A 25053-nucleotide genomic window follows, 5' to 3' on the forward strand; every position below is an offset into this window, starting at 1 on the left:
GAAAGCTTTCGACCCGTCGTCAGCGGATCTTCACCTGCTTCATGACGGTGACCGGAATTCCTTCGAAAGGCGGCACCGCGACGTCGCGGAACGCAGCGGCGATGCACCCGGCGGTGGCGGTCCCGACCAGGTCGCCCCCCTCCACGCGCGCCGACATGGCTTTCCCCGTGAGCGCGAAGGTGACGGCCACGCGGGCCGTGCCGGTGAGGCCCTCGCCGGTGCACCCGGCGGCGACCGCCGCCGCGGACGCAAGGACGCTGGACGCCGCGCTCTGATCGAAGCGCGCTGGCTCGTCCTTCGCCGGAAGGAGCGGCGCCGGCGGCGGCTGCTTGCCCGCCGGCTTGGCGCGCTCGGGCTCGCTCGGCGCCGCGGCCCGGGCCGGGCGCTCGGGTACATCAGGCTTCTCGCTGGCTTGCGGCGCGGCGGTCGCCGCCGGCGCGGGGGTCGGCTCGGGCGCGGGCCCGGGAGCGGCCCCTGTCTGCACGGGCTGCGGCGGTGCAGCTGGCTCGCCGGCAGGGCTGGCCGAGGCGGCCAGCGCCTGCTCCGCAGGGCCGGGAGAAGCGGCCAGCGGCTCCGCGACCGGCTCGTCATCCAGGGACGGCTCCCGGTCGGCGGTCTGGCCAGCGGGATCCGCCGCGGCGGACGACGGAGGCGGCACCTCGGGCGGCGCCGCAACGAGCGCGCCGCTGCCTGCGGGCGCGCCCTGGGTCTCCACGGCGCTGGACGAGCGGCCGTAAGCCTGCGCGAGGTAGAGCGCAGCGCCGAACACGATGAAGACGACGGTCACCCAGCCGGCAAGCGCCATGTTCTGCCGCGATGCCGGCGTCGAGAGGGCGCGCAGCTTCTCGGAGACGAGGGAGCCGGCCGTGATCGAGGTGCGCACCGGCGTCTCTTCCCCGGAGGACGTGTGTCCCTCGACGGCCAGGAGCTCGGGCTCGACGGGCTGCGAGGGGAACGAGGCGTCCGAGCTCCGCTCGGCGGCGGCGTCATCGAACAGCCCGCTGTTGATGCTCAGGATCTCGTGATCGGCCCGGTCCTCGTTGCGGCGCGCCTCGCCCTCCTCGCCGGGCGGCGGCGCCATGCTGCGCAGGTCGATCAGGCCCGAGGTCTCCTTGCGCTCGGCGCGCCCGCGAGGCTCGGTCTGGCCGGGCCAGTCGCCCGCCGCGTGGGCGGTCGACCGCGGCGAGAGGTTCGTGAGCGCGAGCGGCTCGTGCGACGGCCGCTCGTCGCTCTCCTGATCCTGCGGCCCTCCCGCGGCGCCCTGCGCCTCGGCCGCCTCGGACCTGGCGCGGTCTCGCCGCTGCTCCTCGGCGGCGCGCGGCGGGCCCGCGGCCGGCGACGGGGCGAGCGAGCCCAGCAAGGCGAGGTCCGCCGGCGAGGCGTCGGCGAACTGCGCGGCGCTCGGACCGGACCGGGCGCGCCGCGCGGACGGCATGGGCTGCGGGGCGAGCGCCGCCATCGCCTGCACGTCCTGGAGCCGGAGCTCGGGCGACGAGCGGTGCGACGACGGCCGGCCCTCGTCGATGGAGAGCGGCGCCGACGGCATCTCGGAGAGCGGCGCCGGCGGCATCTCCGACGGCGGCGCGATGGGCCGCGCGGAGCCGCCGGCGCGCGGGACAGCAGCGGCCCGCGGCCGCGCCACCGGCGCCGTGGTGCGCTGCTCGCGCCGCGCCGGCGGTCGCGCCGGGACCGGCGTGCGCGGGGCCGCGCGGGGCACCGCGGCGGGCTCGAGCGCGGGCGCGGGCTGGCTCGCGCGCTCCTCCTCGAGGACGTGCGAGCCGAACGAGAGCGACGGCGGCTCGACCCCCGGGGAGAGCATCTGCGCGAGGTCCTGGATCGAGACGGGATCCGAGTCGGCGGGAGGGAGCGCGGACGGGCTCCTACCGGCCGGCGCCGCGCCGCCGCGGGGCGTGTCGTCCCAGGAGAGGCCCGCGAACGTGCGCTGCCGCGCCGGGACCTCGCGCCGCCCGAGCCCGCCGTCCGGCGTCACGACGGCGTGCTCGAGCGAGGCCTCGGCCGCCGCGTAGAACGCGTCCAGCGCCCTCGGGCTGGACTCAGGCGCGGCGTCCAGCTCCTGCTGCGCGATCCGCTCCGCGAGCGTGAGCCCTCGCCTGCCCCCGGCCGCCGCCGGCGCCGCGCGCCGCTCCGCCTCGCCCGCGGGCTCCAGCCGGCGCTGGATGCCAGCGCCCGGGAGCGTCGTCTCGGCGTCCAGCACATCGCTCGACAGCCCGGCCCCCCTCTCCGAGCGGCGCCCGGAGGAAGGCTTCGCGCGCTCCGGCTCGCTCGACGGCTCCCGCCGGTCGCGTCCGCTCGCGGAGCTCGGAACACCCGAGGGAGAAGACCGTGGCTCCCCCCTCTCGGCCGCGGATTGCTTGCTCTTCATGCGACACGTCTTGCAGACAAACGGCAAGGACGGACGCATCTCGCGTCCTACACCGATCTCCACGTAGGTCCTGCAGAGAGAGCAGGCGAGTTGCACCTTGAGAAGAGAATCGCGCAGCTCGCCAGCACGCGCAATCTTCTTCACAGGTGACCGGGGCGGTCGTCCTCGGGCTCGCCCGCTCCGCCCGGCTCCGGGCCGCGGGATTCCGCCGGATCCCGCTGGATTCGCCTAGGCGGAGGGCTCACCGGCGCGCGCCGGCAGGGGCGCGGGCGGGCGCACCCAGCATTGCTCCAGCCACTCCAGCGAGACCGGCGCGCTCCGCAGCGCCGCATCGACGGCGCGCGCGACCGGATCGGGGGCCGGGGCGGACCCGGAAGCGCGGGTCGACAGGATCCAGTTCGACAGCTCGTAGTGGTGGAGGAGCGGCGCGAACCGGTGGGCGTCGAAGCCGGCGAGGATCTCCGCGGCGCGGCTCAGGCGATCGCAGCGCACGAGCGCCGTCGTGACGTCGAAGAGCAGGGCGCGGAGGTCCTCGAAGGCGCGCTCCGGGTTCCCGGCCACGCTCTCCAGGAGCGCCTCGAACCCGGCGTCGGAGAGGCCAGCCGCCTCGGCCGCCTCGGCCATCGCGGGCACCTGCGTGGCCAGGAAGTCGGAGTTGGGGGCGTGCCCAAGGAGGCGCCCGACGAGGTACAGATCGAACGCGCTGGCGATGGCCTCGGCGAGCAGGAGCGCCTCCGCGCTGGGCGGAGCGCCGGCGCCCGCGGCCGTGAGCGCGCGGTGGGCGAGGTGGTGCCACGCGACGTGCGCGACGACGTCGGCGGCGAGGTGGTCGCCGGCGATCAGGTCGCCTTGCTCGCTCTGGCTCCAGAACGTCAGGTTCAAGAAGACGACGCGATCCCAGCTCGCCTCGCCCTCGGGCACGCGAAAGCGGTACCCTTCGCGCCGGAGCGCCTGCTTCAGATCGTCGTAGAGCGCGACGTGCCGGAAGGAGCGCTCGTCGTCGATGGTCAGCTCGTCCAGGGTCAAGGTTCGCAGCTTCACGCGGCGGACATTAGACCCGGAACGTTTCGTCAGCCACAGCGGAGGCCGGGGAGGGACAGCCCCGCCGGAGGCCTGGAAGAACCGAGCGGCGTCGCGTGTTTGGGGCCGAGGGCGGGGTTTTCCCGACCAGGGTCGCAAGTTCTCGCCCCTGGCCGGGTGTTGCAAGCGCCGCCGGCTTAGGCATGATGCGCCCGTTCCTGCGCCAGCCGAGGAGGCACACCGAATGATTTCCGTCAGGTCTCTCTGTTCTATCGCGCTCGTGCTCGTCGCCAGCGGTGCCGCCGGCTGCAAGGAGGACCCGCCCCCTCCCCAGCCGGAGCCGGCAAGCTCCGCGGCGGCGACCACGAACAAGGGAAAGGCGAGCCTGCGGACGCCCGTGTCGCCGATGGCGAAGGTCGACCCGCAGTCGATGAAGGAGTACCGCGTCGACGTCTGCTACTTCGGGACGCTCTCGCTGAAGCAGGCCCGCGACGCGTACCTCGCGAGCCTCGGCAAGGAGGAGCCCAGCGAGAAGAAGATCCCGAGCTTCGGCAACGACGATCAGGCGAAGGGCGCGCTCCCCGCGAAGCTGCCCGGCGCCGCCGCGCCGAAGACGACCGGCCTGCCCGGCACCGCCGCCGCGCCGGGCGGCACCAGCGCCCCCGCCGCCAAGGGCGCGCCGACCCCGCCTGGCAAGCCGGAGGAGCGCCGGCCGATCAACTTCAGCGCGCGCGCGCCGCACGAGCGCAACGCGCGCGCTTGCACCGTCGCCCTCAGCCTCAAGGAGCCGGCCATGGCGGACGTCGACGCCACGCTCGCCGAGTACGCGCCGTTCGCGACCGAGCTGGCGAAGAACATCGCCGCGGCGGCCAACTACTACCAGCGCGAGGAGTACAAGAAGGACAGCTTCGCGAAGGGCAAGGAGCTCCACGCGAAGCTCCTCGCCGAGTTCCAGAAGCTCGACGCGCACTCCGACAAGCTCGGCCTCGCGGTGTCCGCGTGGCACGCGTCGCACCTGCCCGACCTCGCGAAGGCGGAAGAGGGCCAGAAGGAGGCGATCACGGCCCTCGAGGACGCGCGGGCGCTCATGCTGATCCTCTCCAGCAAGAACGTCGATCCGGCGGCCGAGAAGACCGCGCTCCAGAAGCTGGAGACGTCCGCGGCCGCGCTCAAGACGTACGGCTCGACCCACCAGACCGACCCGTGGGCCAAGATCATGGAGCCCGCGCTCGCCGGCTTCATCCGCGACGTGAAGGCGGCCGAGCCCAAGCTGACGGACAAGGGGATCACCTCCCCCGCCCTGTTCCTGCCGGTCGTCACGAGCTTCGTGTCGGTGATCGAGGGGAAGCACCGCGCGCTCTCCCGCTCGCTCATGGCGAAGAGCCAGGCGGCGACGCGCGCGGCCGCCGGGACCGCGCAGCCGGCCGCGCCGGCCGCCCCCGAGAAGGAGTGACGCGCCCGGGCGCGCTCCCGCGAGGGAGGCGCGCGCTCCCCGCATAGGGAGGCGCGCGCCGCTCGCGCCGCGCCTCCGCCGGGGGCGCGGGCGCGATCAGAACGGGCGGCCGGTGCGGCGGGCGATCGCGAGGCGGTAGAGGGCCTCGTACTGCCGCGCGGCTTGCGCCCAGCCGAAGTTCTTCTTCATCGCCCGCAGCTGCATCGACCGGAAGTAGGCCGGGTCGGCGCGGTAGAGGTGCACCGCCCACGCGACGGTGTTCCCGAGCGCGCTCGACGACATCTCCTCGAACTTGAAGCCCGTGACGTTGTTCTCGACCGTGTCGTCGAGGCCGCCGACGGCGCGCACGACCGGCAGCGTCCCGTAGCGCTGGCTGTACATCTGGTTCAGCCCGCAGGGCTCGTAGCGCGACGGCATCAGGAAGAGGTCGGCGCCCGCCTCGATGCGGTGGGCGAGCCCCTCGTTCATGCCGACGTAGACGCGGAAGCGGTCGCTCGCGCCGGAGATCCGCGAGAAGAGGTCCTCGGCCCAGCGCTCGCCGGAGCCCAGGACGATGAGCTGGACGTCGAGCGAGAGGATGTGGTCGAGCGCGCCCGCGAGGATGTCGATCCCCTTCTGGGTCGCCAGGCGGCTGATGAGCCCGAGGAGCGGGACGTCGGGGCGCTCCTCGAGCCCCATCTCTCGCTGGAGCGCCGCCTTGCAGAGGCGCTTGCCGCCAAGATCCTCGGCGGAGAACGGCGCCGCGATGTGGGGATCGGTCGCGGGGTTCCAGATGGAATCGTCGATGCCGTTGAGGATCCCGATCACGTCGGTGCCGCGATCCCGCAGCACGCCGTCGAGCCCCTCGCCGCCCTCCCACGTCTGGATCTCCTGCGCGTACCTGGGGGAGACCGTGGAGACGAGCGTGGCGTTGTAGATGCCGCCCTTGAGCAGGTTGATGCTGTCGTACGCCTCCAGGCAGAACCTGTGGAACTGATCCCACCCGAGCCCGGTCGTGGGGAGCTGTCCCTTGTTGAACCAGCCCTGGTAGCCGAGGTTGTGGATCGTCAGCACGGACGCGGCGCGGGCGAGCGGCGACCGGTGCTCGAGGACGTTGAGGTAGAGCGGGACGAGCGCCGACTGCCAGTCGTGGACGTGGACGATGTCCGGCCAGAACTCGAGCGCGTGGCAGAGCTGCAGCGCGCCGCGAGACAGGAGCGCGTAGCGGGCGAGGTTGTCGCCGAACTCGCCGTGCGCGTCGCCGTAGATGCCGTCGCGATCGTAGAGCACGTCGTGCTCGAGCAGGTACACGCGGGGCGCAGGCGCGCCGGGCGCGCCGGAATCGAGGCGCGTCTCCCAGACGGCGGTCCACGCCTCACCGCCGCCGAGGGGCACGCCGAGCGAGAGCGGCAGCCGGTGCGGCATGAAGCGCTCCGCCGGGGGCTCGCCGCCTCCGCCTTGGGCCGCGTCGGCCGCCGGGGCCGCGCCGGCCGCCGGGGCCGCGCCAACCGCCGGGGCCGCGTCGGCCGCCGGAGCCGCGTCGGCCGCCGGAGCCGCGTCGGCCGCCGAGGCGGCGAGCCCGTTGCCGGCGGCGGCCGCCGCGGCGACGGCCGGCGCGGCGACGGCCTCGCTGCCCGCAGGCTGCTGCTCGGCAAGCGCGATCTGGCGGGCGAGGTAGCGCTTGGCGGCACGGTACGCCGGCATCACGACGCGCACGTCGTGACCGGCCGCGGCGAGCGCGATCGGCAGCGCGCCCGCCACGTCGGCCAGACCACCTGTCTTGCTGAAGGGGACGCACTCGGACACCACGAAGAGAATTTTGAGGCGCGGCATGGACATGGGTGAGGAGGGGGAGCGCGCCCCCGACTCAAGGCGAGCGCGTCGCGTTCCTTCTACCAGCTTCACGCGCGATCTTGACCACGCGATCGACAGAGCGCGCGAGACCGAGCGCCGACGTGTCCACCGAGAAGTCGGCCTGCTCATAGAGCGCGCGCCGCGCCTGGAAGAGCGCCCTGAGCTCCTTCATGGCGTCGGCCCGGTTGGCCATGGGCCGCGCGTCCCCCTGCTCGACCACGCGGCGCCAGTGGTCCTCGGGCGTCGCCCGGAGCCACACCGTCACCGCGCAGCGCCTCAGTCGCTCGAAGGTCGCCGGATCGGTCACCAGGCCGCCGCCCGTGGCCACGATCCCGTGGGCGCGCGCGCCCTCGAGCCGCGCGAGCTCCTCGCGCTCCAGCCGCCGGTAGTAGGCGTTCCCATGGATCTCGAACAGGGCGGCGAGGCTCATCCCCGCGCGCGCGGCCACGAGGGCGTCGAGCTCGAGGAACGGCACACCGAGCCGCGCCGCGACGCGGCCGCCGATCGTGGTCTTGCCGGCCCCGCGCAGGCCGAGCAGCGCGACGAGGGGCTCGCCCGCCCCTCCCCCCTCCTCGCCGGCCGATCGGCCGCGCGGCGGCGCCTCCTCGCCGAGCTCGCCCGCCGAGAGCAGCGCGGCGGCCGAGGTGCCCAGCGCGCGGCCGATGTCCTCGAGCCGCACCACGGAGACGTTCGCCCGCCCGCTCTCGAGCAGCACCAGGAAGCGCTCGCTCACGCCGGCGAGCTCGGCGAGCTCGCGCAAGGTGAGCGCGAGCTCCGTCCGCCGCTGCCGGAGCCGACCGCCGAGGTGCGCGAGGATCGGCGGCGCGCCGTCCGCCGCGCCCGCCGCGCCGTCCGCCGCGCCCGCCGCGCCGGCCTCCGGCCCATGACCTGCGCGTGCCCTGCGCGATGTCTGACGGGACGCCATCTCGTCGATGCACTATATTTCATGAAAGCCGGTCCAGCAAGAACTATACTGCTTGACTGAACCCCGGCGCGGTGGTGGGCTCGTCGGGTATGGAAGCGACCACCTCTCCTCCTTCCGCGGCGCCGGCGCCGCAGACCAGGGCCCGGGAAGACGGCGCGTCCGGCGAGGACGCGCCCCTCCGCTTCGAGACGGAGCCAGGCCGTTACAGGCACTGGAAGCTCTCGTTCGAGGGGGCGATCGCGCGCGTGGCGATGGACGTCGACGAGGACGCGGCGGCGCGGCCCGGCTACCAGCTGAAGCTCAACAGCTACGACATCGCGGTCGACATCGAGCTCGCCGACATCGTGCAGCGGCTGCGCTTCGAGCACCCCGAGGTGAAGGCGGTCGTCGTGACGAGCGCGCAGCCGCGGATCTTCTGCGCCGGCGCGAACATCTACATGCTCGGGTCGTCGACGCACGCATTCAAGGTCAACTTCTGCAAGTTCACGAACGAGACGCGCCTCGCGCTCGAGGAGGCGTGCTCCGAGAGCGGGCAGCGCTACCTCGCGGCGCTGAACGGCGTCGCCTCGGGCGGCGGCTACGAGCTCGCGCTCGCGTGCGAGGAGATCTTCCTCGCCGACGACGGGAGCAGCGCCGTCTCGTTCCCGGAGACGCCGCTGCTCGCCGTGCTCCCGGGGACCGGGGGGCTCACGCGGCTCGTGGACAAGCGCAAGGTGCGGCGCGACCTCGCGGACGTGTTCTCGACGCTGGCCGAGGGGGTGCGCGGCAAGCGCGCGGAGCAGTGGGGCCTCGTCGATCGCTCGATCCCGAAGAGCCGCTTCGAGCAGGCGGTGGCCCAGCGCGCGGCCGAGCTCGCGGCGGCGACGCCGGACAGGGCGGGGCCCGGGGTGAGGCTCTCGCCGCTCGAGGCGCGGCGCGCCACGGCGGGCGACGTATCGACCTGCGACTACCGCCACGTGTCGATGAAGGTGGACCGCGCCGCGAGGACCGCGGAGATCCGCGTGCTCGGGCCGGACGGCGAAGGGCCCGAGGCGCGCGAGGTGCGCGAGGTGCGCGAGGTGCGCGAGACGCCGACCGACGCCGCCGGGATGCGCCGGGCGGGGGCGGACCTGTGGGCGCTCCGCGCGTTCCGCGAGCTGGACGACGCGCTGCTCGACCTCCGCTTCAACCACCCGACGGTGGGCCTCGTGCTCCTGCGGACGTCCGGCTCTCCCGCCGCGGTGCGGGCCGCGGACGAGGCGCTGTGGGCGAGCCGCGACGACTGGTTCGTGAGGGAGGTGCTGCTCCACATGCGGCGCGTGCTCAAGCGGCTCGACCTCACGGCGCGCAGCGTGTTCGCGCTGATCGAGCCGGGCTCCTGCTTCGCGGGGAGCCTGTTCGAGCTCGCCCTCGCGGCGGACCGCTCCTACATGCTGGACGGCGGAGGGGACGAGGGGCAGGCAGGGGCGCCCGCGTCGCCCGCGTCGATCGCGCTGAGCTCGCTGAACTTCGGTCCGCTCGTCATGTCGAACGGCCTGACCCGGCTCGCGTCGCGCTTCCTCGGCGCGCCGGAGCGCGTGGCCGCGCTGAAGGAGAAGACGGGCCTCCTGTCCGCCGAGGAGGCGCTGGAGGAGGGCCTCTGCACCTTCGCGCCGGACGCGATGGACTGGGACGACGAGGTGCGGCTCGCGATCGAGGAGCGGGTGAGCCTGTCGCCCGACGCGCTCACCGGGATGGAGGCGAGCCTGCGCTTCTGCGGGCCGGAGACGATGGAGACGAAGATCTTTTCGCGGCTGTCGGCCTGGCAGAACTGGATCTTCCAGCGCCCGAACGCGGTGGGCCAGCGGGGCGCGCTGACGGTGTACGGGCGGCCGGAGCGCCCCGAATTCGACTGGAGGCGGACATGAGCGCGGTGGTCAACTCGGAGAGGATCCCGAACAACGTCGACCTCGCGTCGGACAGGAAGCTGCAGCGCGCCCTCGAGGCGTGGCAGCCGAAGTTCCTGGACTGGTGGCGGGAGACGGGGCCCGAGGGCTTCCAGGCGGACGACATCTACCTGCGCACGGCGATCAGCGTCGATCACGAGGGGTGGGCGCATTTCGACTACGTGAAGATGCCGGAGTACCGCTGGGGCATCTTCCTCGCGGATCGGGTGGCGGACCGGGCGATCGGCTTCGGCGACCACCTGGGCGAGCCGGCGTGGCAAGAGGTGCCGGGGGAGCTCCGGAACATGCTGCGGCGGCTGGTGGTGACGCAGGGAGACACGGAGCCCGCGAGCGTGGAGCAGCAGCGGCTGCTCGGCCAGAGCTGCCCGAGCGTCTACGACCTGCGGAACCTGTTCCAGGTGAACGTCGAGGAGGGGCGGCACCTCTGGGCGATGGTGTACCTCCTGCACAGCCACTTCGGCCGCGACGGCCGGGAGGAGGCGGAGGCGCTCCTGGAGCGGCGCAGCGGCGACCCGGACAAGCCGCGGATCCTGGGCGCCTTCAACGAGCCGTGCACGAACTGGCTCTCGTTCTTCATGTTCACCTACTTCACGGATCGCGACGGCAAGTACCAGCTGCTCGCGCTCGCGGAGAGCGGCTTCGATCCGCTGTCGCGCACGACGCGGTTCATGCTGACCGAGGAGGCGCACCACATGTTCGTCGGCGAGACGGGCCTGCTCCGCATCGTCGAGCGCACGTGCCAGCTGATGAAGCGCAACGCGAACGAGGACGCGCGCGCCGAGGGCGGCATCGATCTGCCGACGATGCAGAAGTACCTGAACCTCTGGTACTCGCTGTCGCTCGACCTCTTCGGCGGGGAGATCTCGTCGAACGCGGCGTCGTTCTTCGCCTCGAGCGTGAAGGGCCGCGCGAAGGAGGCGTCGTACGACGACCACCGGGCGCTCGACGGCGTGTACGTGATCGACGTGCCGCACGTGCCCGCCGCCGGGGGCGGCGCGGTGACCGGCTGGCGGCGCGAGGAGGTGCCGCTCAGGAACGCGATGAACGAGGTGCTGCGCGACGAGTACGTGGCCGACTCGCAGCGCGGGATCGACAAGATGAACCGGGTGATCGAGGCGTCCGGCGTGTCGTTCAGGCTGAGCCTGCCGAGCCGGCGCTTCCACCGGAGCTCGGGGATCTACGCGGGGCTCCACTTCGACGTCGACGGCAACCCGCTCTCGAAGGAGGCGTGGGAGCGCCGGCGCGACGCGTGGCTGCCGACCGCGAGCGACGAGGCCTACGTGCGGAGCCTGATGGAGAAGCCGGTGTTCGATCCGCAGCAGATGGCGAACTGGATCGCGGCGCCGACGAAGGGGCTCAAGGGCAAGCCCGTCGACTTCGAGTACGTGCGGCGCGGCTAGGGCGCGCCCGCGTCGGGCGAATCAGGCGAAGACGCGCCCGCGTCAGGGGGAGGCGCGCCCCCGCCCGCGGGCGCCTTCTTCGGCGGGTCGCCGTGCTCGGCGGTGAGCTTCTTCACGAGCCCGTCGAGGAGCACCTGCTCGTGGTACTGCGGCATCGCCGGGAGCTGCACGGCGACGTGAACCCCGGCGCGGCCGTCCACGACCTCGATCGCCCCCTGCGTCACCCGGCCGCCGCTCTCCGGGCTCCGGTACTCGAAGAGCAGGTAGCCGTTGGAGACGTCCTTCTCGACGAGCTTGAAGCCGAGATCGACGCGCACGAGGCGCAGCGCCGTGCCGAAGGTCTGCTCGAAGGTGTAAGGCGACTCATAGGCGACGCTGGCGCTGGCGTGCCGCTCGCCGAGGCCGCTCGCCACGGGGACGGCGAGCGCGACGAGGGCGGCGAGCGCGATCGACGGGAGGCGGCGCATGACCGCTGCGTAGAGGGGCTGGCGAGGGCGGGCCAAGTTCCTTGCTACCGAGCGAGCGGCTATGCTGGCGTCGATCTCGATGGACCGACCCTACGTCGAGCAGCTCCGCATCCAGGGCTACGGCTGCGTGCAGGACGCGACCCTGCAGCTGACGCCGCTGCATGCGCTCATCGGGCCCAACGACAGCGGCAAGAGCACGGTGCTGCGGGCGCTCCGCGCGCTCTCCTCCGTCCTCGAGCGGGCGCTCGGGGCGCCGTCGCAGGACACGCTCGGGCGCGCCGGCCCCGCGAGCAAGGCCCCGGACGGCGCCGTGTTCGAGGTGTCGGCGGCGAGCACGACGTGGCGTGTGGAGCTCGACGCCGGGGGGCGAGTCCGGTCCATGTCGTTCCCCAGGGATCTCGAGCCCCCTTCCCTGCTCGACGACGCAGACGGGGACGACGCGGGCGGCGCGCCCAGCCCGGAGCGCCCTGCGCTGGACATCGTCCAGGCGCTGCGCGGGGCCCAGATGCTCCGCCTCGATCCCGACGCGCTGAGGGCCCCGCACCCGCTCATCCCCGACGGGCACCCGCTCTGCTTCGCCGACGAGCGCGGCACGGGCCTGCCGGCTGTCTACGACGCCGTCATCAGCCGCGATCTGTCGGCGTACGTCGATCTGAACGAGGAGCTCACCCGCCTGTTCCCCAGCGTGAAGAGCCTCCACCTCGCCAACCCGAGCTCCACGACGAAGGCCATCGGCGTGAAGCTCGAGGGCGGCGCCGTGGTGCCGGCGTCGCTGATGAGCGAGGGCATGCTGTACTACCTCGCCTTCGCGGCGCTGCCGCACCTCGATCCGACGCCCCTGCTCCTCGTCGAGGAGCCCGAGCACGGGCTGCACCCCGCGCGCATCGCCGACGTGATGCGCGCGCTGCGCCTCGTCTCCGAGAAGACCCAGGTCCTCCTCGCGACGCACAGCCCGCTCGTGGTGAACGAGCTGCAGCCGGAGGAGGTCACGGTCGTCACCCGCGCGGGCGAGCGGGGGATGAGGGCCACGCGCATCCTGGACACGCCGGGCTTCGAGGATCGGGCGAGGGTGTACGCGCTGGGGGAGCTCTGGCTGAGCTACGCCAACGGCGGGGACGAGGCGCCGCTCCTCGGGGGAGGGCCGCGGCCGTGATGAAGGCGCCCGATCGGATCCGGGTCTTCCTCGTCGGCGAGGGCGAGAGCGAGCTGGGCAGCCGCGCCGGGGCGCCCGCCTTCCAGTCGGACAAGCACCCCGGCGTGCTCTTCACGCTGCTCTCCCGCGTCCAGCCGAGCGGATGGGTCGTCGGCGGCGCCCGCGAGTGGAAGAGCATCCGGAAGTACCAGGCGCGCGGCGCGGCCCACGAGGACACGCACCACGTGCTGGGCGCGGCGCTCGACGCGCAGGAGGCGGGGTGCGAGATCCTCGCGTTCGCCCGCGACATCGACCGCGATCCGGCGCGCCGCGAGGCGATCGCGGAGGGCATCCGGCGCGTCTCGTCGGCGCTGTCCTCGCCGCCCGACGTGATCGGCGGCGTGGCAGCGCCGGCGCTCGGAGGCTGGATCCTCGCGCTGCTCGGCGAGAAGGCGACCGAGGAGATGTCGCCCCTCAGGGCGCAGGCGATGCTCGCCGCGAAGGGCATGATGCCCGGCGACGGCGCCGCCATGGTGCGCGTGGCGGAGGACGCCGACCTCGACGCGGTCCCCCCGGACGCCACGTCGCTCGGCGAGTGGCTCGCGCGCGCGCGCTCGGTGCTGCCGCGGCGGGCAGGGCGCGTCGTGAGGTGAGCAGCTGACGCGCTCACGATGGAACAGCCATCGTCGGAAGGGGCTATCCCAGGAGTCGAAGCGTGCGAGCTGCTTCGGCGGCGACCCTCGCACGTTTGTCCTTCACGAACGTCTCGATGAGAGGTCGATCCTGTTCGCGGCCGAACTCTGACAGTACCGCGAGGGCGCCGATGAGCTGCGCGGTCTGGCCGGAGGAGCTCGTGAGAATCGAGAGCGCGCGGTCGCGGTGGTCGACGCTCCTGTGGAGCTTGCGGAGGTAGCGCCGAGCGTAGAAGCGCACATTGGCGTTGCCGTCGAGGCACGCGGCCTCGATGCGATCAGCGTCTGCGCGCCGACGATACTCACGCAATGCCAGGAGTCGGAGCGACGGGCTGCGATTGTCCGCGAGCAGCCGAAGAAGAGGTTCCAGCTCATGTTGTGGAACGACGGAGAGCGCGGTCCGTCCTGCCCATCGTCGGACGGGAGGGCTCGCGTCTTCGAGGGCTTGAGCGAGGCGCGGGGTCAGCTCGTTCGGGAACAAGCGAGCGAGGTGGGTGAACGCGCTCAGGCGCAAGTATTGGTCTGGCGAACGGGTCGCGAGATCGAGCTCGGCGACGGCCGTGTCCGGGAAGCGGGACATGAAGCCATCGACGTCTTGCAGAACACTGGAGCGCGCGCCGCGTGGCGTCTTGATGAGCATGTCGACGAGCGGGAGGCACCAGACCAGGTGCTGGATGCTCGAGGTTGCCAGCAGAGAGGCCCAGGCATCGCGCGCCTGTTCAGCGACCTGGGGAACGGGGTCGACGATCCGGTTCGCGACGCCAGCCAGCGAGATGGATTCCACTCGGACGGCGAGCGCAGAGACAGCGCGCTGGCGCAGGTAGCCGTCGCGCTGCATGGCGAGACAAACCAGGAGCGGAGTCGACAGACTGGAGATATCGAAGGGGAGCAGCGAAGAGAACTCGGTGAGATCGAGACCGACCCTGGCGTAGGCTTCACGGCTGCGCAGGATCCGGTCGAAGTAGCGAAAGGCGCGCGCCCCGTCCCGCTCGAGGCGAGCTCGCAGGGTCGGGGAGTGCGTGGCGTCGTCCAGCAGCGCGTCCCGAACCAGCTTGTGAAGGCTGAGCATGCGTCTCGTTGGCCAACGAAGGAGAGAGCGGAGAGCGAGGGGCATCGCAGGCGGCCTGCCGACCCCCTGCCGGCCTTCAATTCTCGGTCAGCGGCGGCGGCACTGCGGCGCCGCGGAGAGCGCGGCCCTCGCCGCCTCGCGCAGGCCGTGCGGCGTGTCCTTGTCGAGCAGCGGCCTGAGGCGCGCGGGCAGATCCGCCGGGTGCACCGACCCGAGCGCCGCGAGCGCCGCCGAGCCGAGCCGCTGATCGTGCTCGCCGATCGGCGCCTTCGCCCGGAGCGCGAGCCGCGTCCACAGGTCGACCGAGCTCGCGTCGCACATCGCCCCGAGCGCGAGGATCGCCCGCGCGCGCACCTCGAGGTCCTCCTCCTTATCCTCCGCCCGGTCGCGCACGGCCTCGATGTGCGCGGTCGCGCGGTGCGCGCCGAGGCCGTCGAGCGCGTGCCGGCGCACCTCGGGCGAGCTGTCGGCGAGCGCCCCGACCAGCGCCCGGTCGCCCGCCGGCGTCGCCGGCATCGCGCCGATCGCGAGCGCAGCGCCGCCCCGGATGAACGTCCACGGGTCCGAGGTGAGCCGCGCCGCGAGCGCCTCGGCCGCGCCGGCGGGCAGCTTCGCGCCGGCAGAGGCCGCGCGCGCGAGCGCCACGATCGCCGCCTCGCGCACGCGCGCGTCCGGATCGGAGGCCGCCGCGAGCAGGTCCTGCGCGAGCGACGGCACGTCCGCCGCGACCTCGGCCGCGCGGAGGCGCACGTGCGCGTCCGCGTCCTTCCGGAGCGACGCCTTGAGGTACGCCGCGGCCGGCGCCTCGCCCGCGCGCGCGAGCGCCGCGGCCGGCGCTTGCAGCAGGTAACGCCGCTCGAAGGGCGCGCTACCCGCCGAAGCGAGCGCCTGGAACGCCGCCCCGCCGCCCTTCACCCGCCCGAGCGCCGGCCCGAGCGCGCGCAGCAGATCGAGCTGCGCGTCCTCCGGCCGGGCGCGGAGCCGCTCGATCTGCACCTCTTCCTCGACTGCGGAAGCGGCCCGCTCGCTCCGCGCCGCCAGCGCGAGCGCGGCCCGGAGCTCCCTCCGCGGCGCGCCGCGCGCCCCGGCGAGGGCGTCGAGCAGCGCCGGGATCGCCTCGGCCGGCGCGACGAGCGCGAGCTCCCGGGCCGCCGCCACCCTGGCCGCGGCCGCGCCCGCCCTCACGATCTCCGCGAGCGCCGGCGCGGCCGCGCGCCCGCAACGGCGGATGCGATCGCGCGCGTGGTGGAGCTCCGGATCGGGCTCGGGCGGCGCAGCGCGAGCGGCGCGCCCCGGCGCGGCCGGTGCCGGCCCGGACGCGCGCCCCGCGGATGCCGCGCCGGGCGCGGGCTGCGCCGCCGACGCCGCGCCGGACGCCAGCCGCGCGGTGAGGAACGGGATCTGCACCGCGCAGGGCGCCGTGTCGATCACGCCCCGGGCGAGCTGCCTGCCCGCGGGGTCGAGCCTGTCATAGCCGGCGATCGCCGCCTCGACCGCCTCCGGTCCGCCGCGCGCAAGCAGCGCCGCCGACGCCCTGGATCGCTCGCCGCCGCCCGCGAGGGCGCCCACGAGCGCCGCCGGGCCCTGCCCGTCGAACGCCGTGCGCGCCGTGACCTCGGCGATCGTGACCCGCACCTCCGGCGTCGCGGGCGCGCCGCGGCCCCCCCCGGCCCCCGCCGGCGCGTACGCGTCGTCGAGCACGACGGCGATGCACGAGGCCTTGATCTCCTCGGGGAGCTTCACCTCGTAGCCGGCCGACTCCTTGAGCCACGCGTCCTCGGGCAGGCTCACCTGGAAGAGCCGGTCGGGCGTCGCCACGAAGAACGTGCGCGGCGCGGCGCCGCCCTCGACGCCGTCGGGCGGCTTGATGCGTAGACCGAAGCCCGTGATCCCGACCTCGTCCGCCGACGAGAACGACACGAACTCGCCCCGGCCCGCGCCCGCCTTGCCCTCGGACCACGCGGTCCTCGGGTCGCCGTCGGCGATCTCCGCGAAGCGCTTGCCGACCGCGCTCGACGCGGCGGTCGGGCGCAGCAGCCGGAAGGCGGCGGCCGCCGCGTCAGCGTCGCGGCGCTCGGCGACCACCTTGCCTGCGGCGCGCCGCTCCTCCGCCGAGAGGTTCTGGAAGCTGGCCCCCTTCAGGAGCGTCATGGTCCGGGGATCGACCTCGCTCGCGCCGACCAGCGCCGGCCGCCCGCAGAGGGTCACGTCGTCTCGCAGCTGCCCGACGAGCACACGGCTGCCGCTGCCGAGCGGCTCCACGACCACGGCGTCGCTCCGCCCCTCGCCGTGCTCCCCGGTCGCGACGCCGGTCCAGCCGCTCCAGAGCACGAGCGGCTCCGTCCCCTTCCCCGCGAGCGGCGCCGCGAGCAGCATCACCCAGCTGCCGCTCGCGCCTTCCGGCGCGCCAGCGCCCGCCGGCTTTCCCGCGGCCGGCGCCTCGATCTTGGCGAGGCGCTTGCCGTCCGCCAGGGTGACCGGCACGACGCGCGCGCCGCCGAGCAGCGGCGCCACCTCGGACGGCACGGCGAGGACCTTGCCGCCGTCGGGCGCGCACGCCCCCGCAGCTGGACAGGCGCGGGCAGTGACCCCGCCCGGATCGACGCGGACAGCGAGCGCCTGCTGGCCCGCCGCCTGAGGGAGCACCACGGGCGCGGCCTGCGCGGCGGCGCTGCCCCCCACGGCCGCGGAGGCTGCGATCACCCCGGCCGCGGCGCCAAGGCGAGGCCGCCGGAAACGAAACGGCGATCTGGACATGCGCGCCATCCTAATCGCCCGGCGCGGCGAGACTGCTCGAGAGTTGATCGAGAGTTGACGCCTCGAGCACAGCGCCGCTCCCCCCGGAGCGGCGCTGCGGCGCGTCGTCCTGGTGGACCCACCGCGCCCGGCGGGCCCGCGCACCCTCGCTACTTCGGCGTCTCCGAGGCGGGGATCCAGAAGCCGCCCTCGTCCGGCGGCGTCATCCCGAGCGCCTTCGGGAGCACGTTGGTCCAGCCCGCCACCGTCTCGAGCAGGTAGATCTCCGCGCCGGCCTCGATCTCGCCGATCGGCTTCTCCTTCTCGTCGCGCCGCGCGCGCACCGGGATCGCCCTCGTCGCCTTCACGATCGGCGGCGCCTTGTCGAGCGCCAGCTGCGCGCCGGCCACCGCGGTCGTCGGCGGGATGTACTGGTCCATCATCTCGCCCTTCTTCAGCGGCTCGAGATCCTTGAGGCGTCCCCAGGCGTCGATCGTGAGGTCGCCCCGCGACATCAGGTGGACGAAGCCTGACTTCGCCTCGGTGCTCCAGAAGAGCTGGGCCGTCCCCTCCAGCATCCGCAGCGTGAAGATCACGTCGCCGTCCGGACGATCGAAGAGCTCGATCGTCGACGTCTTCATCAGGTACCCGCGGGCGCTGCCGGGGATCTCCATCTTCGTGGAGACACCGCGCTGCAGCGCGAAGGCGTCGCACGGGGCCGAGGCCTTCGCCGTCTGCCTTTCGGACCCGGAGATCGAGAGCTCCGCGCGCAGCGAGTCGCCGGTGGCCGCGACGAGCTTCACCTTCTGCGCGCTCGAGATCCAGACGTGCCCGGCGATGACCGGGATGTCGCGCGTCGTGAACACCGAGACGTCCGAGGGCGCGATGTAGCCGTCGATCCGCAGCGCAGGCGAGCTGTCCGACGTGCTCAGCCGCGCGCGGCCCGCCGCCGGATCCGCCGGGATCGCGCTCAGCGTCATCGGGACCAGCGCGCCGGTGAAGCTCGCGACCGTCCTGCCGCCGCTCGGCGCGTCATGCAGCCGGGCGCCCTTGGGCACCGGCGCCGTCCCCTTCAGCTTGCACGCCGGCCCCGACACCGCCTGTCCGATCGTCGCGGTCGCCTGCGCGACCGCCCCCGTCACCTGCGCGGCCGACACCACCACCTGGGCGGGCTCTGCCTTCGCCTCGGAGACGGCCGGCGTGCCCGGGAGCCCCGCGCAGAGCACCCCCCCAAGAGCCAGAAGACCGAGTCCCAGAACGTTGCTTCTCATCCACTTCCTCCGACACAGGCCGGCAGCCCCGCTCGCGCGGCGAGCCCGAGCGCGGTCGCTCCTGTCGAGTCTCCCTGGAACCGCCGGCCTGCTCTGCGCGGCGGCGCACTGCAGGGCCGCCCGGCACGCCGAGCCGCCCCTGCCGTTGGTCGGATCATCCTAGCGGATCATTCAGGCCTCGCCCGAGAAAGGTCCTCCACCGCAGCGCTTCGACCGTTTCGGGTGTATGGAGCAGGGCGCCCGACGCGGCACGCGCCGGGTCGCCCGGCTGGACGGTACCTACCTCCCCGGGAAGCCACGCCATGCATGGATTCGATCTCGCCTTCGCCTCCCCTCGCAAGCTCCCACGCGCCCGCGATCTGCGCGGCAACGTCGCCGTTCTCGACATCGCCTTCGCCTCGGAGGCGGGGGGCAAGAGCTTCGAGACGGTCACGCTGCCCTTCATCCAGGACCTCGGGCCGCGGCTCGCCGCCTGGGTCGACCACCACGACAGCGCCCACCACGCGCGCTTCGCCGGCGACCCCCGCTTCGTCCTGTCGACCAAGGCCGCGCACGGCGCCTGCCCCGAGATGATCACGCCGGAGCTCGTCGCCCGCGCCGGGCGCGTCGACACCCTCGTCTGCCACGTCGACTTCGACGGCCTCGCCAGCGGCGCGAAGTGGATGCGCGGCGGCGTCGAGCCCTACCCCGGCTGCGACGACGACGCCCGCGCCATCGACACCCGCATCGGCGTCCCGGGCCCGGCCGCCACCCGCATGGACCGCGCGCTCCGCGCCCGCCCCCGCGATCAGGCCCTCTTCGGCCTCATCGTCCGGCACCTCGCGTCAGGCCTCTCCGACCCGTCGCTCTGGACTCCCATCGACCAGGCCGGCGCCGAGCTCGCCACCATGGAAGCCGAGACCCGCCGGATCGCGCTCCGCTACGAGCGCGTCGAGCCGGGCCTCGTCCTCGTCGACGCCTCCCAGCGGGGCGGGGCCTACGACAAGACCCTGCTCCTCCTCATCGGGCAGGAGCGCGCGCCCATCTCCGTCGTCGTCGACAACGACAGCATCACCTTCGCCGCCCGGTTCGACAGCGGGGTGAACTTCCTCGAGACGTTCAAGATCTCCGGAGGGATGCCGACCCGCATCTCCCTCCAGCGCTCCCGGCTCCAGGAGGCGCTCGTGGCCCTCGGGGTCAAGGCGACCGACGCGAGCCGGCTCGCCGCGACCCCCTGAGCCCCTCCTCACAGCGCTCCCGCCGACATCGTTGACGCTGTGGGCCTCGGCTGCTACGGGGCATTGCAGATCTGCAATTTGCAATTCTGCAATGAACATCTGATCCGAGGCGTCACGTCTGCGCCGAGCGCGAGGGGGTATGGCAGCGATAAACTTGTCGTCGACGGCGAGCAGCGGTGTCGACGAGCTCCTGTTCCGGAACGACTCCGTCTCGCTCTGTCTCCTGGTCAATCGACGGCACCGGACGCTCCGCATCGTCGACTTCCGCGCGGGACCTACGCCGTCCAAGCGGAGCTTCGTCCTGTCGACCGCCAAGCGCGAGGGGGTCGAGAAGATCTTCACGCTGGTCGAGCGCGACGAGGTGCCGACGTGGACCCGCCTCGGGTTCACGCGGGAGGGGTCGATCCCCGGCTTCTACAAGCGCAGCGACGCCTGGATCCTCGGGGCGGTCGTGTCCGAGATGACGTCGCGGCTGCGCACGAGCGGCGACGGCGAGGAGGGCGGCGAGGGCGACGACGTCGCGGCCTCTCCGGGGGTCCTGCTCGCGGAGCGCACGATCGCCCGCGCGAGGCGGCTGCTCCGGGAGGCCGAGGGGCGGCCGCTGCCCGCGATCAAGATCGCGCCCGCGAGCGGCGTCGAGCTGCGGCGCGCGGTCGCGGCCGCGCAGCGGGCGGGGCGGGCGCTGACGGGCTTCGAGCCGTTCGGGCGCGACGCGGTGCGGACGGGCTACGTGCTGTCCGCGCGGGGCGGCTTCACGCTGCACGCCGCGTGGGAGATGCAGTCGTGCTTCGGCAACTCGTTCCTGGAGATCCTGTGCCCGCCGCGCCACGAGGCGGAGCGGCTCGCCACGACGGCCGCCATCGGCGCGCTCTGCGAGCGCCTCGTCGAGGAGAAGGCCGTGAGCACGTTCACCTTCGCCCCCGCGGACGACCAGGAGCTGTGCGCCGCCCTCCTCGCGAACGGCTTCCGCCGCTCGGCCGTGCTGGCGCGGCACCTCGTCGTCGGCCGCGCCCGCAAGGACGCCATCCTCTGGGCGAAGAAGCTCGTCGCGCCCGAGGCCTGAGCCGCCGGCCCCGCGGGGCGAGGGCTACGGCGCGATCGTGACCTCGTAGTCCTCGATGACGGTGTTGGCGAGCATCTCGTCCGCCATCTTCTTCAGCCGCTGCTCGAGGTCGGGCGCGCTGCCGAGCGAGGGGTCGAGCTCTATCTCGATGAGCTTGCCCACGCGCACGCCCTTCACGCCGGGGAACCCGAGCGAGGTGAGGGCGCGCTTCACGGCGTCGCCCTGCGGATCGAGGACCTCTTTCTTCAGTCGGACGTTGACGACGGCTTTCACTGGCTTTGCTCCACGCGCTCTTCGCGCGACGCGATGGCGGTGCGCACCTGCGCCCCGCGACGATTCATGGGGGCGCGGCCGCGCCCGCCTCACACCCCCAGGTTGCGCGGGATGCGCACCGCCGGGTCCTCGAGGTCGGGGACGAACGCCGCCCCGGTGATCCGCTCGAACGCCTCGATGTAGCGGCGGGACGCCTCGATCCGGACCTCGTCCGGGATCGAGGGGATCGGCCCGTCGCCCTGGAAGCCGCGCGCGGCGAGCCAGCGGCGCACGTACTCCTTGTCGAACGACTCCGGGTCCTCGCCGGCCGCGAAGCGCTCGCCGTAGGACGAGGCGAACCAGAAGCGGGACGAGTCGGGGGTGTGGATCTCGTCGATGACGACGATGTTCCCGTCCCGGTCCTTGCCGAACTCGTACTTGGTGTCGACGAGGATGAGCCCCTGCTCCGCGCACGCGCGGGCGCCGTGCTCGAAGAGCGCGAGGGCCATCTCGGCGGCGGCGTCGAAGTCGCGCGGCGCGATCGTGCCGAGGGCGAGGATCTCCTCGCGCGAGGCGGAGAGGTCGTGCCCGCCCTTCGGCGCCTTGGTGCTCGGCGTCAGGATGGGCCGCGGCAGGCGCTCGTTCTTGCGGAGGCCCTCGGGGAGCCGGTGGCCGCAGAAGACGCGCTCGCCGCGCGCGTAGTGCGTCCAGATGCTGGTCGAGGTCACGCCCGTCACGTAGGCGCGCACCACCATCTCGACCGGCAGGGGCACACACTCGATCGCCTCGAGGACGTTCGGGTCGGGCTGGGAGATCATGTGGTTCGGGGCGACGCTCCGCGTGCGCTCGAACCAGAAGGCGGACAGCCGGTTCAGCACCTGGCCCTTCAGCGGCAGCGTGCCGAGCACGCGATCGAAGGCGCTGATGCGGTCGGTGACGACGAGCAGGCGGCGGCCGTCCGGCGTCGTGTAGCAGTCCCGCACCTTGCCCTCGTAGCGGGCGAAGGGGCCCGCGAGCGAGGTGCGCTCGAGCACCCTGCCGAGCGCGGTGCGCAGATCGTCCTCGGTGACCATGGGGCGCGGCTTACCCGGGCTCGCGGGCCGAGTCGACAGGTTTCGAAGGCGCCGGCCGAGTTCCCTCCCCCGCGCTCGCCTGGAGCCCCGTTGGTCTCCGGCCGGGGGGGTGGTAATAGGGCCGCCCATGGCAAACCGAAGAAAGATCGCCCTCATCGGCGCTGGCAACATCGGCGGGGAGCTCGCGGCCCTCATCGCGCGCAAGGAGCTCGGGGACGTCGTGCTGTTCGACATCCCCCAGAAGACGGACTTCGCGAAGGGCAAGGCGCTCGACCTCGAGCAGAACGGCGCCGTGCTGGGCTACGACGCCTCGATCAAGGGCACCTCGAGCTGGGCGGACTGTGCGGGGGCCGACGTCCTCATCGTCACGGCCGGCATCCCGCGCAAGCCGGGCCAGAGCCGTGACGACCTGGTCGCGACGAACCTGCCGATCATCCGCAGCGTGGCGGACGGCGCGAAGGAGCACTGCCCGAACGCGCTGGTGATCGTCATCTCGAACCCGATCGACGCGATGGTCTACGAGTTCAAGCGCCGCACCGGCTTCCCGCGCGAGCGCGTGCTCGGCATGGCGGGCGTGCTCGACAGCGCGCGCTTCCAGCTGTTCCTGGCGCGCGAGGCGAACGTGTCCGTGAAGGACGTGCGCGCGATGGTCCTCGGCGGCCACGGCGATGACATGGTGCCCATCCCGTCGGCGTGCACGATCAACGGCGTGCGCGCGACCGAGCTCATCAGCAAGGAGAAGCTCGACGCGCTCATCGCGAGGACGCGCAAGGGCGGCGGCGAGATCGTCCAGCTCATGGGGACGAGCGCCTACTACGCGCCCGCCTCGAGCGCCGTCGCGATGGCCGAGAGCTACCTGCTCGACCAGAAGCGGCTGCTCCCCGTCGCGGCCTACCTGGACGGCGAGTACGGCTACAAGGACATCTTCATGGGCGTGCCGGTCATCCTCGGCGGCAAGGGCATCGAGAAGATCGTCGAGCTGCCGCTGACCGCAGAAGAGAAGGAGATGCTCGCGAAGAGCGCGAAGAGCGTGCAGGGCATCACCGACGTGGTGAAGGCCTCGAGCTAGCGCCGGTCGCGCGGCGCGCCGCGCGGTACGAAGAGCACGCGCGCCAGGAGCGGGAGGGAGAGGAGAGGGCGAGGGGCTCTCCCTCTCCCTCGGCGCTTCAGCGGTTCACATCACACCGCCGCAGAGGCCATCCAGCACGGCCGTCAGCTCGCGCCGGGGCTCGCGGGCGAGCTCGCCGGGGCTCGCGCCGCCCGCCGGCACCTCGGCGGCCGCGTCGCCGTCCCCCGCAGCGATGTCGCTGATGCGCTGGCAGATCAGGTTCATCATCTGCCAGCCCTCGGTGAGCGCGCCACGCAGCGGGCCGAGATCCAGGCCGGGGAGGCCCTTCAGAAGGCTGTACCCGAGCTTGAAGTGCTCGGCGTCCACCTCGGCGTGCGTCGCGAAGTAGTCCGAGTCGGGGAAGACCTGCTGGGCCGCCGTGAGGAGGACGTCGGCGCAGCGCTCGATGACGAAGTGGACGAGGACCGTCCGCTCCTCGGTGGACGCCGAGCCCATCCGCTCGATGAACCAGGACGACGCCGCGGCGATGCCGCGGTCCCAGGACGGCGAGCTCCGCGGGTCGTGCATCCTGGAGAGCCTCCGGTTGTGCCCGACCTCGTCGGCGAGGTGGCGCTCGGCGATCGCGATGGCCCCGGGGTGCGACTCGAAGACGACCCTGGCGCACAGGACCTTCTGGAACGCGTTCGACCAGATCTGGAGCGCGCCGAGCATCCGCCGCTTCACGTCGTCCCGGAGGGCGCGCTCGGACCGGATGAGCCGCATCAAGGGGCTGCCCGCGAACTCCCGCGCGTGGACCTCGTTCTCCTCGACGAGGGCATCCACGGGGGACACGGCGCGATCCGGGGACGCCTCGTCCGCGCTGTCCTCCCGCCCGAGCGCCGCGCACAGGCACGGCGTGTCCCAGCGAGGCTCGCTTTCGTCGAGCTCCTCGAGATGGATGGATATCGCGGAGAGCCCGTCCGGCGCGCCGCCCACGAGCCCCTGCAGCCCGCCGGGGGGGACCATCACGACATCTCCCGCCTGGACGCTGCGGGGCGAGCCCCCGATGACCTCGCCCGAGCCTTCGGTGACGACGATCATGCCTTTGCCGAGGAGCGCACGAGGCCTGAGCGGCTGACCTTCGAGGAGGCGCACCCATCTCAAGGACAGGCGGCAGACTTCGGGCAGGTAAGCCGAGAGCTCCGAGTGTTTCCGGAGTTCCTTGAACAGCCCCAGCAGGGTGCGCTCATCCGCCTTGAGAGACTCGATCGCGAGGATGTCGGCTGTGTTGACTACGCGCATCTACACGGTCCTCCGGGTCGACATGATGGTGCGTCGACTCTGCACGGCTTGATCGCTTGTGTCTAGATCACACGCGGGCATGAAGGCGAATCGTGCGGGCCTGAAAAGGGGAGAACTCCCGCGGTTCTTCTCATTCACGCTTCCCGCTCCATGCGCCGCGGCTTCTCGGCATCTCTATTTTTCTGCTCGTCTGTTTCTCTGCCCCTCTGCCTCCCTGCCCGGCTCCTGCCGTGATTCCGTGATCGCGTGATTCCGTGCGGGACCGCCGTGTGTTGTGCCAGGATGCGTGCATGAGCCAGCCGCAGCTCGTAACCGCCATCCGCCGCGCCGCCGAGGCAGATCTGCCGGCGATCGTCCATCTCTTCTCGATCCCGGACGAGGGCAACGCGAAGACGGACCACCCCGGCCCACCGCTCGATCCGCGCTACCGCGAGGCGCTCGCCGCCATCGCGGAAGATCCGAACAACGCGCTGCTCGTCGCGGAGGTCGAGGGGCGCGTCGCCGGCGCGTTCCACCTGACCATCATCCAGTACGTGGCGAACCGCGGAGCACGGGTGGCGCAGATCGAGAACGTCATCGTGGACCCGAGCCTGCGAGGCCGCGGGATCGGCGAGGCGATGATGCGATGGGCCATCGACGAGGCGCGGCGGCGGGGGTGCTTCCGGGTGCAGCTCACCTCGAACAAGGCGCGGCTGCGCGCGCACCGCTTCTACGAGCGGCTCGGCTTCGTGGCGAGCCACGAGGGGATGAAGCTGAAGCTGTAGACGCGAGCAGCCGCGCGGCCAGCGGGAT

20 protein-coding genes are annotated in these 25053 nt (G+C 73.0%); 9 read left to right on the forward strand and 11 right to left on the reverse strand.

Annotation, left to right across the window (positions count from 1 at the left end):
• Positions 1-19 precede the first annotated feature (19 nt).
• Together ACSRUE_RS43005 and ACSRUE_RS43010 are read right to left on the reverse strand one after the other, a co-directional pair.
• Positions 20-2383, reverse strand: a complete 2364-nt coding sequence (locus ACSRUE_RS43005; RefSeq protein ID WP_441288627.1) for a hypothetical protein — start codon at positions 2381-2383, stop codon at positions 20-22.
• Between the two features lie 228 nt (positions 2384-2611).
• Positions 2612-3424 carry a hypothetical protein gene (locus ACSRUE_RS43010; protein WP_441288628.1) on the reverse strand — a complete coding sequence of 271 codons (813 nt, stop codon included), beginning with the start codon at positions 3422-3424 and terminating at the stop codon, positions 2612-2614.
• Between the two features lie 223 nt (positions 3425-3647).
• Between ACSRUE_RS43010 and ACSRUE_RS43015 the strand changes: the two genes are divergently transcribed.
• Positions 3648-4856, forward strand: coding sequence for a DUF3829 domain-containing protein (locus ACSRUE_RS43015; RefSeq protein ID WP_441288629.1), 1209 nt, complete (start codon positions 3648-3650; stop codon positions 4854-4856).
• Positions 4857-4952: 96 nt separating this feature from the next.
• Here ACSRUE_RS43015 and ACSRUE_RS43020 read toward each other — a convergent pair whose 3' ends face one another.
• Positions 4953-6668: a glycogen synthase gene (locus ACSRUE_RS43020; protein ID WP_441288630.1), complete on the reverse strand. Its 1716-nt coding sequence runs from the start codon at positions 6666-6668 to the stop codon at positions 4953-4955.
• Positions 6669-6702: 34 nt separating this feature from the next.
• On the reverse strand, positions 6703-7614 hold the full coding sequence (locus ACSRUE_RS43025) for a helix-turn-helix transcriptional regulator (protein ID WP_441288631.1): 912 nt from the start codon (positions 7612-7614) through the stop codon (positions 6703-6705).
• An 89-nt stretch (positions 7615-7703) separates the two neighbouring features.
• On the opposite strand from ACSRUE_RS43025, the gene boxC reads away from it, so the two are divergent.
• Both boxC and boxB read left to right on the forward strand, forming a co-directional pair.
• Positions 7704-9500, forward strand: coding sequence for a 2,3-epoxybenzoyl-CoA dihydrolase (gene boxC / locus ACSRUE_RS43030; protein ID WP_441288632.1), 1797 nt, complete (start codon positions 7704-7706; stop codon positions 9498-9500).
• Positions 9497-10939, forward strand: a complete 1443-nt coding sequence (gene boxB, locus ACSRUE_RS43035) for a benzoyl-CoA 2,3-epoxidase subunit BoxB (protein ID WP_441288633.1) — start codon at positions 9497-9499, stop codon at positions 10937-10939. Before boxC ends, boxB begins: the two co-directional genes overlap by 4 nt.
• On the opposite strand, the gene ACSRUE_RS43040 is transcribed toward boxB, so the two are convergent.
• Entirely contained in the window at positions 10936-11406 is a 471-nt protein-coding gene (locus ACSRUE_RS43040; RefSeq protein WP_441288634.1) for a hypothetical protein, read from the reverse strand. The two genes, boxB and ACSRUE_RS43040, sit on opposite strands and share 4 nt — an antisense overlap.
• 79 nt (positions 11407-11485) lie before the next feature.
• Between ACSRUE_RS43040 and ACSRUE_RS43045 the strand changes: the two genes are divergently transcribed.
• Positions 11486-12559: an AAA family ATPase gene (locus ACSRUE_RS43045; protein WP_441288635.1), complete on the forward strand. Its 1074-nt coding sequence runs from the start codon at positions 11486-11488 to the stop codon at positions 12557-12559.
• The gene (locus ACSRUE_RS43050; RefSeq protein WP_441288636.1) at positions 12559-13191 is read left to right on the forward strand and encodes a hypothetical protein; all 633 of its coding nucleotides are present in this window, start codon (positions 12559-12561) and stop codon (positions 13189-13191) included. The genes ACSRUE_RS43045 and ACSRUE_RS43050 overlap by 1 nt, the downstream gene beginning before the upstream one ends.
• Positions 13192-13234: 43 nt before the next feature.
• Here the strand turns inward: ACSRUE_RS43050 and ACSRUE_RS43055 are convergent, their stop codons facing one another.
• The 3 genes from ACSRUE_RS43055 to ACSRUE_RS43065 form a co-directional block, all read right to left on the reverse strand.
• Positions 13235-14299 (reverse strand): hypothetical protein, encoded by a 1065-nt coding sequence (locus ACSRUE_RS43055; RefSeq protein WP_441288637.1) that lies wholly within the window; start codon positions 14297-14299, stop codon positions 13235-13237.
• Positions 14300-14386: 87 nt separating this feature from the next.
• A complete protein-coding gene (locus ACSRUE_RS43060) occupies positions 14387-17056 on the reverse strand; it encodes a HEAT repeat domain-containing protein (RefSeq protein ID WP_441288638.1) in 2670 nt (889 codons plus the stop codon).
• Between the two features lie 149 nt (positions 17057-17205).
• The gene (locus ACSRUE_RS43065) at positions 17206-18306 is read right to left on the reverse strand and encodes a hypothetical protein (protein ID WP_441288639.1); all 1101 of its coding nucleotides are present in this window, start codon (positions 18304-18306) and stop codon (positions 17206-17208) included.
• A gap of 302 nt (positions 18307-18608) precedes the next feature.
• On the opposite strand from ACSRUE_RS43065, the gene ACSRUE_RS43070 reads away from it, so the two are divergent.
• Both ACSRUE_RS43070 and ACSRUE_RS43075 read left to right on the forward strand, forming a co-directional pair.
• The gene (locus tag ACSRUE_RS43070) at positions 18609-19523 is read left to right on the forward strand and encodes a hypothetical protein (protein WP_441288640.1); all 915 of its coding nucleotides are present in this window, start codon (positions 18609-18611) and stop codon (positions 19521-19523) included.
• Positions 19524-19662: 139 nt separating this feature from the next.
• Positions 19663-20586: a hypothetical protein gene (locus tag ACSRUE_RS43075; protein ID WP_441288641.1), complete on the forward strand. Its 924-nt coding sequence runs from the start codon at positions 19663-19665 to the stop codon at positions 20584-20586.
• 24 nt (positions 20587-20610) lie between these two features.
• On the opposite strand, the gene purS is transcribed toward ACSRUE_RS43075, so the two are convergent.
• Positions 20611-20859, reverse strand: a complete 249-nt coding sequence (gene purS / locus ACSRUE_RS43080; protein ID WP_437532982.1) for a phosphoribosylformylglycinamidine synthase subunit PurS — start codon at positions 20857-20859, stop codon at positions 20611-20613.
• Positions 20860-20948: 89 nt separating this feature from the next.
• The gene (locus tag ACSRUE_RS43085; RefSeq protein ID WP_437744547.1) at positions 20949-21911 is read right to left on the reverse strand and encodes a phosphoribosylaminoimidazolesuccinocarboxamide synthase; all 963 of its coding nucleotides are present in this window, start codon (positions 21909-21911) and stop codon (positions 20949-20951) included.
• Positions 21912-22038: 127 nt separating this feature from the next.
• Here ACSRUE_RS43085 and mdh point away from each other — a divergent pair, with 127 nt between their 5' ends.
• A complete protein-coding gene (gene mdh / locus ACSRUE_RS43090) occupies positions 22039-22980 on the forward strand; it encodes a malate dehydrogenase (RefSeq protein WP_012233684.1) in 942 nt (313 codons plus the stop codon).
• Between the two features lie 105 nt (positions 22981-23085).
• Here the strand turns inward: mdh and ACSRUE_RS43095 are convergent, their stop codons facing one another.
• Positions 23086-24261: a hypothetical protein gene (locus ACSRUE_RS43095; protein WP_441288642.1), complete on the reverse strand. Its 1176-nt coding sequence runs from the start codon at positions 24259-24261 to the stop codon at positions 23086-23088.
• A 290-nt stretch (positions 24262-24551) separates the two neighbouring features.
• On the opposite strand from ACSRUE_RS43095, the gene ACSRUE_RS43100 reads away from it, so the two are divergent.
• Positions 24552-25025, forward strand: coding sequence for an N-acetyltransferase family protein (locus ACSRUE_RS43100; RefSeq protein WP_441288643.1), 474 nt, complete (start codon positions 24552-24554; stop codon positions 25023-25025).
• Positions 25026-25053: the final 28 nt, after the last annotated feature.

This window comes from Sorangium sp. KYC3313 (genome assembly GCF_052075895.1).
Classification (GTDB): Bacteria; Myxococcota_A; Polyangia; order Polyangiales; family Polyangiaceae; genus Sorangium; species Sorangium cellulosum_B.

Coding starts and splice junctions, on each gene's coding strand:
- ACSRUE_RS43055 (WP_441288637.1), bottom strand. CDS start 14,299: ATGCTCAGCCTTCACAAGCTGGTTCGGGACGCGCTGCTGGACGACGCC.
- ACSRUE_RS43100 (WP_441288643.1), top strand. CDS start 24,552: ATGAGCCAGCCGCAGCTCGTAACCGCCATCCGCCGCGCCGCCGAGGCA.
- ACSRUE_RS43005 (WP_441288627.1), bottom strand. CDS start 2,383: ATGAAGAGCAAGCAATCCGCGGCCGAGAGGGGGGAGCCACGGTCTTCT.
- ACSRUE_RS43095 (WP_441288642.1), bottom strand. CDS start 24,261: ATGCGCGTAGTCAACACAGCCGACATCCTCGCGATCGAGTCTCTCAAG.
- ACSRUE_RS43065 (WP_441288639.1), bottom strand. CDS start 18,306: ATGAGAAGCAACGTTCTGGGACTCGGTCTTCTGGCTCTTGGGGGGGTG.
- mdh (WP_012233684.1), top strand. CDS start 22,039: ATGGCAAACCGAAGAAAGATCGCCCTCATCGGCGCTGGCAACATCGGC.
- ACSRUE_RS43025 (WP_441288631.1), bottom strand. CDS start 7,614: ATGGCGTCCCGTCAGACATCGCGCAGGGCACGCGCAGGTCATGGGCCG.
- ACSRUE_RS43050 (WP_441288636.1), top strand. CDS start 12,559: ATGAAGGCGCCCGATCGGATCCGGGTCTTCCTCGTCGGCGAGGGCGAG.
- boxC (WP_441288632.1), top strand. CDS start 7,704: ATGGAAGCGACCACCTCTCCTCCTTCCGCGGCGCCGGCGCCGCAGACC.
- ACSRUE_RS43020 (WP_441288630.1), bottom strand. CDS start 6,668: ATGCCGCGCCTCAAAATTCTCTTCGTGGTGTCCGAGTGCGTCCCCTTC.
- ACSRUE_RS43045 (WP_441288635.1), top strand. CDS start 11,486: ATGGACCGACCCTACGTCGAGCAGCTCCGCATCCAGGGCTACGGCTGC.
- ACSRUE_RS43040 (WP_441288634.1), bottom strand. CDS start 11,406: ATGCGCCGCCTCCCGTCGATCGCGCTCGCCGCCCTCGTCGCGCTCGCC.
- ACSRUE_RS43015 (WP_441288629.1), top strand. CDS start 3,648: ATGATTTCCGTCAGGTCTCTCTGTTCTATCGCGCTCGTGCTCGTCGCC.
- ACSRUE_RS43070 (WP_441288640.1), top strand. CDS start 18,609: ATGCATGGATTCGATCTCGCCTTCGCCTCCCCTCGCAAGCTCCCACGC.
- boxB (WP_441288633.1), top strand. CDS start 9,497: ATGAGCGCGGTGGTCAACTCGGAGAGGATCCCGAACAACGTCGACCTC.
- ACSRUE_RS43085 (WP_437744547.1), bottom strand. CDS start 21,911: ATGGTCACCGAGGACGATCTGCGCACCGCGCTCGGCAGGGTGCTCGAG.
- ACSRUE_RS43075 (WP_441288641.1), top strand. CDS start 19,663: ATGGCAGCGATAAACTTGTCGTCGACGGCGAGCAGCGGTGTCGACGAG.
- ACSRUE_RS43060 (WP_441288638.1), bottom strand. CDS start 17,056: ATGTCCAGATCGCCGTTTCGTTTCCGGCGGCCTCGCCTTGGCGCCGCG.